Origin of the sequence: Imperialibacter sp. EC-SDR9, assembly GCF_902498805.1 — a bacterium.
Taxonomy (GTDB): domain Bacteria; phylum Bacteroidota; class Bacteroidia; order Cytophagales; family Cyclobacteriaceae; genus Imperialibacter.
On record NZ_LR701577.1, the window covers coordinates 268,429 to 280,782 of the forward strand.

Genomic DNA, 12,354 nt, shown 5'->3' on the forward strand with positions numbered 1-12,354 from the left:
TTTATTGAACAGCATAACCACTCTTTCATCCGATTCCCCATGACATTCGATCCTACCAACGAAATAGTTCAACTGTGCGCTGAAGGAATGAACCTTGAAGGTCAGGGTAATGGCAATCAAGCTGCTCAACTTTTTATGTGTGCCTGGCATTTGGCAAAAAATGACTATGAGAAGTTCATTGCGGCGCACTACGTGGCCCGCCAGCAGCCGAGCGTCACTGCCAAATTAGAATGGAATCTGGCAGCGCTTGATGCGGCTTCAAAAGTCAGCGGAGATGAGGTCAAAGGAGCTTACCCGTCACTCTACCCTGCTATACCTCAAAAGTATCCTCAGCCTCCAAATCCAGATGTAGAAGTCAGAAATATTGATATCCAACGAAATGTGTAATCATGTTTGAGGAACTACTATTACTTGTCTTTTCCTTGGGTTTCCTGGCCATTGGTATCCATCTCTGGCAGAAAGGAGCTTATTTATTAAGACATGGTAAAAAAGCCAGCGCAGTGATATACAAGAACAATCGTAGCTCAAATGGGAATGATAATATGTACCACCCAGTGGTTAGGTTCCTGACGGACAAACAAGAGTGGTTCACACAAGAACTAAGTGTTGGCTATAGCCCTAAAAAGAAAGAGGGCACGAAGCTGGAGGTAATTTACGACCCAGAAGACCCGACGGACGTTGAGATAAATTCCCCTTTTACACTAGAGATTTTGCCAAGGCTCTTTGTCGCCATTGGCTTGTGTGGCCTTATTTTTGGAGTTTTAGAGATATTGGATGTCACTGAGGTACTTAAAAGCGTTCATTAAAACCCACAACTCACTCCTCGACAGGTTCTGAAGAGCACCGCTTAGCGGGAAAGCCGAAGTCGAAATAATGATGTATTCAAATCCATCGTAATATAGAACAGCATAACCACTCCTCGGAATTTGCAACTCCGAAGCCCTATCGAAGGGTTTGTGACCCGAAAAAAAACTTTCCAGAGAGGCCATACCTTCCTGTTACCTTTGATATTGCTCTTCTGTCACTTTCTCCATCCAGTCGACCGCTTTGCCATTCAGTTGCTCATGCACTGCTATGTGTGCCATCGCCGTGGTGGCGGTAGCCCCATGCCAGTGCTTTTCGCCGGGGGCAAACCAGATGACATCACCAGGCCGAACTTCTTCCACCGGACCTCCCTCCTTCTGCACCCAACCGCAGCCGAAAGTAATAATCAACGTTTGCCCCAATGGATGCGTATGCCAGGCGGTGCGGGCACCGGGCTCAAAAGTAACGCTGGCTCCAGCGACTCGTGCCGGTGCTACAGCTTGAAACAACGGATCAACACGAACTTCGCCGGTAAACCAGTCAGCTGACCCCTTGCTGCTCACCTGCGACCCTACTTTTTTGATTTCCATAGTTAACTCCCTTTAGTTTGAATCTGGGGTCAATTTAAAACAACTTGGAAGGTTAGCGTCATTTTACTACAGCTGCATTATCCTTAAATATCCCTCTAAGCAAAAAAACCGCCCAAGCCCGTATATCACGGACCAGAGCGGTTTCTCTTATTTGCTCACTTATTCCTTACCTCGGATCCAGCGCCTGCTCGATGCGCTTCCTCAAATCGGCGATGTGGTATTTGCTTACCTGATCGACTGAACCAGTGGCGGCTGAGCTTAGCCATCCTTTAATCCTCTCCAAATGTCCTCTCGCCAGCGACGGTACGTCGGTCTGGCCTAGGTCAACCTTGCGGGTATCGAAAGCATAGCCAGCGCCATTGGGGATAGAGCGAACATTCACATCACCCGGCTCCAGCAGCTTGAGCAGCTCGTCCACATAAATCTTCTGTAGATTACGACGATTGACCGTGATGTTGCTGCGGGAACGGACCTCCGACAAAATGCTGGTAGACAGATCGGTGAACAGGTCATTCACGGAATAGTTGTTGGGGCTTTGGGCACTGGTTTCAATCAACCGCACCAGCCGGTCGCCTTCCAGCAGCCTGGTAACGCCATATTCCTGTAGCGCCGACACAGACTCCACACCAGACTCCGGCTTAATCTTATTCAACACCGACTGATCCATTAGCCAGGTAGGCGTAGTAAACAGTTGTTTGCTCAGGAAGTTGATGGCGTCTTTTTGCAGCGCCTTTGGCACCACTTCGTACACAGGGCCTTCCATGTCGTAGGTTTTCGGCGAATCGTAAATACCTCCAACGTTCTTGATCACATGGCCCATGTAGCGGCGGTACTGGCTAAGTACGTTTCTATAGATTTCTTCCAGCTCCTTGTAAGCTTCTCCATCCTCAGCGCTCCACTCAATAAGCGACGGCATCAGCCTTTTCAGGTTTTGAATGCCGTAGTCCGACGCTTTCATAGCATTGTCGCCAAGGTCTTCTGTTTGGTAGCGGGGGTCATAAGGGCTTATTTCGGTTCCAAACCAAAGCCTGCGGTTTTTGTAGGCTTCTTTCGTCCATGCGTTCAGGGTGGCTTTTGCCTGTTCTTCAGTCACGTCGTCGCCGAAGTAACTATAACCCCATTTGATCGCCCAAACATCGTAGTCACCAATTCTAGGGAATAAATCCGTAACGCCATCACCAGGCTGCGCCACGTAGTTAAACCGGGCGTAGTCCATGATAGAAGAGGTATGGCCGTTTTGCGCCACCCAGTCTTTGTCTCTCAGCTTCTCCACCGGCGTGGCTGAGCTGGCCCCCATGTTGTGGCGAAGACCCAGCGTATGTCCCACCTCGTGCGATGACACAAAACGAACCAATTGGCCCATCAGCTCATCGGAAAACTCTTTGGAACGTGCCTTTGGGTCGACTGCCGCTGCCTGTATCATGTACCAGTTGCGTAGCAGGCGCATCACGTTGTGATACCACCCGATATGACTTTCTAAGATCTCACCCGTCCTTGGGTCGTGCACATTGGGGCCATAAGCATTCTGGATATCGGCAGCAAAATACCTAATCACAGAGTACCTGGCATCCTCAAGACTCATCGTGGTATCGTCTTCGGGCCAATACTCACCTCTGATGGCGTTTTTCCAGCCTGCGGCCTCAAATCCCACATTCCAGTCGTCGACACCTTGCTTAAGGAAAGGTCGCCATTTCTCAGGTGTTGCAGGATCGATATAGTAGACAATGGGCTTTTTTGGTTCAATCAACTCACCGTTCTTCTGCCTGGCTGCATCGGCAGCATTTTTTGGTTCCAGTCTCCAACGAACAGCGAAAATATCCTCATCGGCCTTGTGCGATTCCTCTTCAAACAAAGAATACTGATTGTAAAAATAGCCCACCCGATAATCGAAAGGTCGCTTCCGCATAGGGTTCGAAGGAAGCAGTACAAACGAAGTGTTCAACTCAAGCGTGACCACTCCCACCCCTACCGAGGCGGGGAAATAGGTGGTGCGTGGCCCTGTCGACGGCCCTGACTCCCGCTTGGGTGGATTAACGCCGAATGTTTTTATCGTGCGAATTTCTGTGTTGGTAGGATAAGTCGAGATTCTCTCAATGAACGACGCTTCCTTTTTGAGGCTGGAGATATTGTATTCCTGCTTCGTTCTCGGGTCAACCGAAAAAGCCTGGTTGTCGCCATCAAAAGTCGACGTCACATCAATCACATAAACAGAGTCTTTCTTCAGCGCTTCTATTTTAAATGCCCCAATGATGGGTGCCGCATTGGAGTTGTCCACGGCACGAAACATGGGACTCAGGCTGTCGGGGCTCATCATCACATAGGTAATGGAACGCAGCAGGATGTTGTCGTCGGGGCCTTTCTCCCACCTCACTACCTGCTCGTTTACCTCTTCACCGCCGAACACGTCGCCGCCAGCGGCAGTTTTTGTGTAGCGGGTAATCGCCATTAGCTCCTTGCCGAAAAGCGCCTCTGGAATTTCGAAGTAATACTTGTCTTTCTTCCGGTGAACAGTCATCAAACCTTTACTTGTCGTAAAAGTGCTGTCGATGAACTTTGCATAAGGCTTCGGGCCCTTGTCTTTGTCATCATCTTTTTTGGCGGGGGTCACCTTTTCGGTGTCTTTGCCTTTGTCCTTTTTCTTCGATTTTTGAGCGTTGGCGGTACCAAAACCAATGGCGAGCATAGCTGCCAGCATGAGCGGGAGTAATCGTTGCATTTTGGGTTAATTAGATTAGTACTATTTTGAAGGCCGGAAGATAGCGACAAAAGTCTTTTTGTTGGTACTATATTTTACGAAAAAGGATCAGGAATCAGCACGATAGAAAAACAGCAGCAAAGAGCCAGGGCGAATTCATCAATGGCTGCCAGCCAACGGGCGGGAAAGAATAAGAGTTTCATACTGTCAACTGCCGTCCCGGTTCTCTCATCAGAAATTGTATCTTAGAGGTTGCAATCGAAGTGGTTAATCGGGATTTTCAGATGTCTCAAAGTCCTGAGTTCACTGCTAATAAAAAAAGTCTGAAAAAGCTATGCGAATACCATCAGGGCAAATGCAGGAAGTGCTCTACCAGCTGTTCATTAAACACCATTTTTCGGAGGAAAAAGCCCAAACCTTAGCCAAGGTACATACAGAAAGCACGCTATCCGGTGTTAATTCACATGGGATCAACCGTGTGCCACTGTTTATTAACTATGTTGAAAAAGGACTAGCAAAAGTGGACGTCGAAGCCGAAAAAGCAGAAACTTTTGGTAGCATCGAAAGGTGGGATGGTCATTTTGGCTCTGGTGTCATTAATGCAACAAAGTGCACTAACCGGGCCATTGAGCTGGCCAAACTTCATGGTATGGGGCTGGTAGCGTTGCGCAACACCAATCACTGGATGCGAGGCGGCACGTACGGCTGGCAGGCTGCGGAAGCCGGCTGCATTTCTATTCTCTTTACCAATACGCAGCCCAATATGCCCCCCTGGGGTGGTAAAGACAGCCGAACAGGGAATAATCCGTTCGTTGTATCCATACCAAGGCAGCAGGGGCACGTGGTGCTGGACATGGCGCTGTCCCAGTTTGCCTTTGGCAAAATCAACGACTACAAACTCAAAGGCGAAAAGTTGCCTTTTCCCGGAGGCTGGGACGACAACGACGAGCTATCGAACGATCCGGAAAAAATTCTGGCAAAGGAACGTGGATTGCCCATCGGCTACTGGAAGGGCTCTGCACTTTCCATGATTCTGGACATGCTGGCCACGCTGTTATCGGCAGGAGATTCTACCTACAGGGTGAGCCAAAGGGAATATGAAACTGGGATTTCGCAGGTGTTTCTGTGCATCTACCCTGAAGTATTCAACGACAAAAACCTGCAGGAAAAGCTCCTCAATGAAATCATCGACTACACGCACGATGTGGAACCTATGCAGCCGGGCAACAGCACCTACTACCCCGGGGAACGGGCCTTACAAACCCGAGCCAGCAATCTCAAAGATGGGATACCCGTCAGCGACGAAGTTTGGCAAACTGTGCTGGAGCTGCTGGGATAGACGTAGGCCAGTCTTTCCCTTTAAAAGAATATGGAAAAGCTTGACTTTTACCCGCTATTAAGTGAACTTATTATCTCATTCACTCATGCTAACGGGCTGAAAAACCTACTTTTGGATGAACAAACTGCTCTTGTTCGCTATTTTTTGTCTCTGCCCATTCGCTGTGGCTATGGCGCAGCTTTTCCCCCTAAAAAAAGAAAAACAGGTTAGCACCCGAATTGAACAACCCGGAAGAATTGAATTCGAAATTACCAACGCCAACTATCAGAACTACATCGTGACAGGATGCGAAAAAGAAGGCCTTTTCATTTGTCACAAAACAGAGCATAAAGACAAGGACGGTTACAATTGGGAGTTCATACGGCTCGACACCACACTAGGTACTGTTTGGCAAAAAGACATGCATTTGCCATTCGGCAGCCGCATTACCGACTACGACTACCAGCCGGGATTTATCAATTACCTGATCAGAGAAAAAGAATACAAGCAGGAGGAGCTGGTGTTGTTGAGAATCAACCTGGAAAATGGCGACACGTCCCGGTTCTACATCAATACTGTGATACCAATGGTTCCCACGCAATTTCATGTGGTGGGCAACACACTGCTAATGGCTGTGTACACTGACTACAAGCCGTTTATTTTCAGGTATAACCTTATCGATAAATTACCACAGATCATTCCGGGCCTTTATAACGACTACGGCGAGATTCTTAGAATTACTACCGACGACAGGCTAAGGATTTTCACGGTGACCATGAGCGAGCGCATGCCAGATTTTCGAACGACGGTCTCTGTCAGGTCTTTTTCCGAGGGCGGCGACATGATGCGCAATATTCACCTGGAACCAGATGAATCGAAGAGCTTGCTAAACGGAGCACCCACCAACCCAGAGCTGGATCGCCAGTTTGTGGCCGGCACCTATGCACATCAACGACTAACCTATTCGAGCGGCCTTTACATCGCCAGGTTGAGCAACAGCAGCCAGCAGCGCATCGACTACTTCGACTACAGCGAGCTTGATCACTTTTTTTCCTATTTGTCGACTGGAAGAGAAAGGCGCATCAGAGAGAGGGCCAACCAGAAAAAAGTCCTGGGCCAGCAACCACGATTCCACTATCGGCTACTCTTGCATGATATTATCCCAAATGGCAACTACTACACCGTCTTTGGCGAAGCCTACTACCCCAGCTATTCCTTTGGATACCACTACACCCATGCTGTGGTGATGACATTCGATCGCCTGGGTAATTTCCTCTGGGACAGCTCGTTCGAGATCAACGATGTCACCACCTTTGGAGCCAGAGACCTGGTGCACGTAGGCACCAAGGGCGACGAAACAGTCCTTTTATACCTTTACGACAATACCATCCGCTCAAAAGTGCTAAAGGAAGACAAAATCATTGAGGGCAAAACCTTCAACGACATCTCCCTGACCTTTGAAGATGATGAGTCGTGGGGTGGCAGAAATCAAGTAGGAAACTTGAGCAGGTGGTTTGGCACGACCTTTTACACTTATGGGATTCGGGACATTGAAAACCTGCATAGCGAAGAAGCAGCCTACTACCGGCAGGTGTTTTACATCAATAAAGTTGCTTACAGATAATATGCTCATAGTTACCTGCCCGGGGGCACATTGAGTGAACACCCCATGAAGCCCCGCCGGATCAACCGGTTCCCGAACCAAAAGTATAGGTGTCAACAAGAGTAAAGAAATCACTGTAAAATGACTGAAAGAGGCCATATAAAGCTCAGAACAGCCACCATACAAGACCTCCCGCTCCTGCTGCACTGGGATGAACAACCACATGTAATCGCCTCCGACCCCGACGATGAGTGGGGATGGGAAAGCGAGTTGAAGAAAACGCCTCCCTGGCGGGAGCAGCTCGTTGCCGAACTGGATGGCAGACCCATTGGCTTTGTTCAAATCATCGATCCTGAGAAGGAGAATCACACTATTGGGGCGATGTGCCACCCAACCTTCGGGCCATTGACATTTGGATCGGCGAACAGGCCGATCTTGGCAGGGGATACGGCACCGAAATGATGAAGCAGGCTATCAACCGATGTTTCAATGATCCCGAAGTAACGGCCATTCTGATAGACCCTCTGGCATCCAATGTTGTCGCCATTCGCTTTTATGAGCGCCTCGGCTTTCAGTTTGTAGAAGAACGAACCTTCGACACCAGCGATTGCAAGGTGTATCAGCTAACGAGGGAGCTCTGGCCAACAATGTCCTGACCAGTCTCACAGCCAGGAATCATTTATCTCCTTGTTGTTTGATTTTCGTAACTATTGCTTTGATTTGCATTATCCGGTGCTCCAGGTTTGAACTACCTTTGCATCAGACAATTACCAACACACCTATCCTGCCAATGCATTCTATCTACCCCAAGAAAACCTCAGGGATCGAGTATTTTGATCTGCGGACTTTCACCGTCGCCTTAGTTATCATACTCCTCGTTGTTTCAAGTCGGATGGCCTATGCACAGGAGGCCGACAGCACAAATAGCGTTGGCCATTTGAGCGGCGCCGTAACCGCCACCAACAACGGCATTTCCCTCCTTCCGGCATTCTCCCTGGGTAAGCCGGCCTTCATTTTTGACATGAATGTGGGAAAAAAGCGATTAAGCTTTGAACCACAGCTCAGGTTTGCCATGACAGGCAGGCCATGGTCGTTCATCTTTTGGTGGAGATACAAAATAATTACCGGCGACAAATTCAAGCTGCATGTGGGAGCACATCCGGCATTCACCTTCCAATTTGACGATTATCCGGTAAACGGGGTGCCTACTACCCTTATGATCAGCCGACAATTTGCTGCAGGCGAAATTGTGCCACGATACACCATCAATAAGAAAGTTACTGTCGGGCTATACTATTTGCAGGCACACGGCTTTCAGCCTGAGGGAACTCAGAATACTTATTTCTTTGCGACACAAGCCAGTTTCTCAGAAGTAAGGCTTGGGCCTAAACTTTTGTTCGGCGCCAGTCCGCAGCTCTATTACCTGCAAATGGACGACAAACGGGGCTACTATGCCAGCTCCACCTTCAGTCTGGCGCTGAACAATTTCCCCTTGTCACTTCAATCGATCATGAGCAGATCGATCGACACCGAGCTGGCTGGTAAGGACTTTATTTGGAATATTAGTTTGATTTACTCGTTTGCCAAAGAATACGCTGAGAAACATTAGACATGTTGATATGATGAAAAAAGCTCAGTCTGTTCGAATTTTGTAATCTGCGAACCATGGAGAATTCAGAGAGTTTAGAAGAATTTTATCGCCGCAAGTTTGAATGGCTGCCTGAGAACATCCGGAAGGATATTGGGCATTTCAATATGTTCGACCTCGAGCCTTTCGTGGCAGGCAAAGCTACGGCTATCCCCTACCGCAGGCGGGATTTCTATAAGATCATGTTGGTGAAGGGAAGCAGCAGGGTGCATTATGCCGACAAAGTGGTGGAAGTAAGAAAGCAGGCGCTGTCGTTCTCCAACCCAAAAATACCCTATAAATGGGAGCATCTCGACAAGCTAGGTGGTGGAGTATACTGCATTTTCAATCCCACCTTTTTTACTCAGTTCGGTCAATTTGCGCATTATGAGGTATTTCAACCCAACAGCGACCACATTTTTGAGCTAACAGATGAGCAAGCTGAGCAGGTCAGCGGTGTGTTTGAACGAATCCGCAGTGAGTTCAACTCCGACTATAAGTACAAATACGATGCGATAAGAAACCTGATCTTCGAGCTGCTGCACTTTGCCTTGAAGCTTCAACCCACCTCGCAAATAAATGCACAACCGCTCAATGCTTCCAACAGAATCTCGATGTTGTTCACTGAGCTGCTGGAGCGTCAGTTTCCTATCGACGATTCTCACCTGTCGATTAGCCTGCGTACTGCCTCCGAATTTGCCGATCAGCTCAACGTGCATGTGAACCACCTCAATAGGGCAGTGAAAGAAACCACGCAGAAAACCACTTCACAAGTCATTGCTGACCGACTCCTACAGGAAGCAATGGTGCTGCTCCGCCACAGTAACTGGAGCGTGTCGGAAATCGCCTTTGCTTTGGGATTTAAAGAAGTTACGCACTTTAATAACTTTTTCAAGAAGCATAGCCAAACAAGTCCGCTAAAATTCAGAAAGGTTTGAATGCCGACCATAGCTGATGCCCCATGACTTCTTGCTCCAGTGAAGATTCGGCTCTCTTAGGGCAGAACAACAATCTTTCCCCCTGCGGCATTGTTTTCCATCAATTGATGGGCTTCTATGATCTGATCAAGCCTGAACACTTTGCCAACGGGGAGGCGGACAGCGCCAGTTTCGACGTCTTTTATAAAAGCCTGAAAGGCCTCCTTTGAACTTAGCAGTTGTCCGCTGTCGAAAGTGGTCAGGCAAACAGCAGCTGGCACATAGTCCATGGGTGCAAATTCTTTTATCGACCATTGCTCTGACAACATGCCCGTCATGCAGGCAATACCCTGAGGCCTAACGCAGCCAAGTGTATCTTTCAAGGTGGTGGTTCCTACCAGCTCCAGTGCTTTGTGAACTCCGCCGGGAAAAAGTTTTTTAACATCATCTTTTATATCCCCGCCATCGATAACTACATGAGCAGCTCCATTAGCTAGCAAGAGCTGCTCCTTTTTTGGATTTCTGGTAGTAGCAACAACTGTCAGGCCCTGGTTGTGCGCCAGCTGAGCCGCTAGTAAGCCAACCGAAGAGGTGCCGCCCCTGATCAAAAGTATCTCTCCCTTTTTGGTCTGTAAAGCTGAATGCAGAGAACCGTGAACAGTGTGGAACATTTCGGGGATGGCACCCAGTTGTTCCCATGGTAAGGTGCTTGAAAATGAAAAAAGGTTGGACTTCGGCAGCACAACGTATTCGGCATAGCTTCCATCGTAGGCTCTGCCCATCTCACCCATGCAGGCAGCCACCTGCTGGCCTTTACCGTACTCGCCCGACGGGTCCTCAACCACCTCTCCAACACATTCAATCCCCAACACACGGGGAAACCGAACCGATGGCGAAAAACCCTTGCGGGTCATCAGTTCCGACCGATTGAGTCCAAAGGCTCTCACGGCAACAAGTACCTGATTGGCTCCGGGCTTCGGCGTTGGCCTTTCTTCGGCCACAAAATTTTCAGGAGGGCCTGGTTGGAATATGACTGCTGCTTTCATGCTTCTGTTGATTTAGGAGTTGCTCCGAAACAATGATTCGAGATCAAACGCATGGCCTATATGATGATGAAGTCAGAACTGTACACTGATCTAAAACATTAAAATGAATAAGTGATTCCAACGTTCCATACAAAGTCTTTTGCCACCAGGTTTGAACTTATTGCCTTGTTAAACATGGAGGTGATACTTACGGGAATCTCTTTTTTCGATAATGCTAAACTAGCGTTTGCGTACAACCCCTGCTGGTCTAATTCGGGTATCCCTAAATAGTACACTTGTGGTTTAGCTGTAAGTAGAAATCCTTTGGTCAGGTTTATCTTTGAAAAAGTACTGTTCAGGCTTACCAAATGGAGGTCGTTGACGGTAGTATCCAGGGCCTTTGCAAACATATAGTACAGCCCTACACTCACTTTTGGCGAGAACTGATACGAGGGAATCAATTCGCCTATCAGTAATCTGCTTGCCGTCAAAGATTCTGTTGCAATGCCATTCGAAACAGCGGTACCATCCCGAAAAACAATGGAAGAAAAACTGCCCACCGACACCTTCAGCTTGTTCTTATCAATCATTTTGTACCTCCCCCAAAAAATGAAATTCCAGGGTTGACGATCTTTCAGGTTGTATCTAAGCTGTGGAATAAAGGAGAAACGATTCTTTTTTGCCGATAACTCGATAATTGCCGATGGCTTTCCAAGGGAAAAAGTGGGAACCAGAGCAATGCCGTTGTTATTGATATTGACTGAGCCCGCAAATTCCATAGCGTGATCTGTAGAATCCTCTTTTTGTGCCTTCACCAGGCTATGAAAAGTGGTCATAACCAAAACAAACAATAGCATTCTTACAATCATGGTCGGTTAGTTAATTGGTAAAAGATATTCCGGTGTTTAGCTACAAAATGCTGACCGCCCTTCTGGTTCGACAAGTTCCAGGCAGGCAGTTTATTGAACGGACGGTTTTTATTTCGACACCTTAATGTCTTTGAAATAACCCTCGGTACCTACTTCCACCCACAATCCAACAGCCCCATGGGTTGGTTTGCCCAGCATGCTGTTGACCACAAAAGAAGGATACTGCTGATCATTGAGGTAGAGCTTTGCCTGGCTACCAACGACTTCAATACGCATGGTAATCCATTCGTTCAGTCCGATATCGGCATAGGTTTCGTACTGGCCGCCGTACTCGGGTTTTCTAAGCTCTGCGAATTTGTAGCCTGGATACGAGAAATATTGCACTGTGTGATTTCGTCTTTGCTGGTCTTCTGCACGGCCATTAGTTGGCCGGACATAAATGCATTCAAAAACCGAATTATCATCCCCAATCCGAAAAGCAACACCAATAAATCCCCTGGCAAATGGTGGTGCTTCTGGCAACAAGCGGCTGAGTACTTTCACTTCGATGGTGCCGTCGCTGAAATCAGTGTCTGACAATTTCAAGAAGGTGGGTTCGTCTATAGTCGAAATCATATTGTCGAAATCAAGGGGCAGCGCCTTCATATCACGCTCTATCTTCAAGGCTTCTTCGCCATTTAGCCTGACAAAAGAAGCATTCACATTCACAAGTTCTAGTTCCCTGCCTTCAAATTTGATGATTTGGGCATTCGCTGCAGAAATGAGTATTCCGTAAGCTATAGCTATCGATAATCTCTTTTTCATTACCCTCTCAATTTACTGGCCATCAAAGTACATAGAACGAAAAGTGATTTCATGTTTTGTGTGAAACATTGGGCACAAAATTCCAACAGTTACAGCTGGTTT

The 12,354-nt window shown here is 47.8% G+C and carries 13 protein-coding genes; 8 read left to right on the forward strand and 5 right to left on the reverse strand.

What is annotated here, in order from left to right; genetic code table 11:
• Positions 1–39 precede the first annotated feature (39 nt).
• On the forward strand, positions 40–387 hold the full coding sequence (locus tag GC130_RS06820) for an rRNA adenine methyltransferase (RefSeq protein ID WP_151997528.1): 348 nt from the start codon (positions 40–42) through the stop codon (positions 385–387).
• Positions 388–389: 2 nt separating this feature from the next.
• Entirely contained in the window at positions 390–806 is a 417-nt protein-coding gene (locus GC130_RS06825) for a DUF3592 domain-containing protein (protein WP_151997529.1), read from the forward strand.
• Positions 807–998: 192 nt separating this feature from the next.
• On the opposite strand, the gene GC130_RS06830 is transcribed toward GC130_RS06825, so the two are convergent.
• Both GC130_RS06830 and GC130_RS06835 read right to left on the reverse strand, forming a co-directional pair.
• On the reverse strand, positions 999–1,394 hold the full coding sequence (locus GC130_RS06830) for a cupin domain-containing protein (RefSeq protein WP_151997530.1): 396 nt from the start codon (positions 1,392–1,394) through the stop codon (positions 999–1,001).
• 166 nt (positions 1,395–1,560) lie between these two features.
• On the reverse strand, positions 1,561–4,110 hold the full coding sequence (locus tag GC130_RS06835; RefSeq protein WP_151997531.1) for a zinc-dependent metalloprotease: 2,550 nt from the start codon (positions 4,108–4,110) through the stop codon (positions 1,561–1,563).
• Between the two features lie 313 nt (positions 4,111–4,423).
• On the opposite strand from GC130_RS06835, the gene yiaK reads away from it, so the two are divergent.
• From yiaK to GC130_RS06860, 6 genes are all read left to right on the forward strand, one after another.
• Complete coding sequence (gene yiaK, locus GC130_RS06840) at positions 4,424–5,428, forward strand: 3-dehydro-L-gulonate 2-dehydrogenase (protein ID WP_151997532.1); 1,005 nt, start codon at positions 4,424–4,426, stop codon at positions 5,426–5,428.
• Positions 5,429–5,543: 115 nt separating this feature from the next.
• On the forward strand, positions 5,544–7,031 hold the full coding sequence (locus GC130_RS06845) for a hypothetical protein (RefSeq protein ID WP_151997533.1): 1,488 nt from the start codon (positions 5,544–5,546) through the stop codon (positions 7,029–7,031).
• 120 nt (positions 7,032–7,151) lie between these two features.
• Entirely contained in the window at positions 7,152–7,472 is a 321-nt protein-coding gene (locus GC130_RS29060; RefSeq protein ID WP_255471509.1) for a GNAT family N-acetyltransferase, read from the forward strand.
• A complete protein-coding gene (locus GC130_RS29065) occupies positions 7,394–7,666 on the forward strand; it encodes a GNAT family N-acetyltransferase (protein WP_255471510.1) in 273 nt (90 codons plus the stop codon). Before GC130_RS29060 ends, GC130_RS29065 begins: the two co-directional genes overlap by 79 nt.
• Before the next feature lie 134 nt (positions 7,667–7,800).
• Positions 7,801–8,619, forward strand: a complete 819-nt coding sequence (locus tag GC130_RS06855) for a hypothetical protein (protein ID WP_151997534.1) — start codon at positions 7,801–7,803, stop codon at positions 8,617–8,619.
• Between the two features lie 56 nt (positions 8,620–8,675).
• Positions 8,676–9,575 (forward strand): AraC family transcriptional regulator, encoded by a 900-nt coding sequence (locus GC130_RS06860; protein WP_151997535.1) that lies wholly within the window; start codon positions 8,676–8,678, stop codon positions 9,573–9,575.
• 56 nt (positions 9,576–9,631) lie between these two features.
• Here the strand turns inward: GC130_RS06860 and GC130_RS06865 are convergent, their stop codons facing one another.
• The 3 genes from GC130_RS06865 to GC130_RS06875 all read right to left on the reverse strand — a co-directional run bounded on the left by GC130_RS06865 (position 9,632) and on the right by GC130_RS06875 (position 12,252).
• Positions 9,632–10,600, reverse strand: coding sequence for a zinc-binding alcohol dehydrogenase family protein (locus GC130_RS06865; RefSeq protein WP_151997536.1), 969 nt, complete (start codon positions 10,598–10,600; stop codon positions 9,632–9,634).
• 98 nt (positions 10,601–10,698) lie between these two features.
• Positions 10,699–11,448 carry a hypothetical protein gene (locus GC130_RS06870; protein WP_151997537.1) on the reverse strand — a complete coding sequence of 250 codons (750 nt, stop codon included), beginning with the start codon at positions 11,446–11,448 and terminating at the stop codon, positions 10,699–10,701.
• A 108-nt stretch (positions 11,449–11,556) separates the two neighbouring features.
• Positions 11,557–12,252, reverse strand: coding sequence for a family 16 glycoside hydrolase (locus GC130_RS06875; RefSeq protein ID WP_201568351.1), 696 nt, complete (start codon positions 12,250–12,252; stop codon positions 11,557–11,559).
• Positions 12,253–12,354 lie beyond the last annotated feature (102 nt).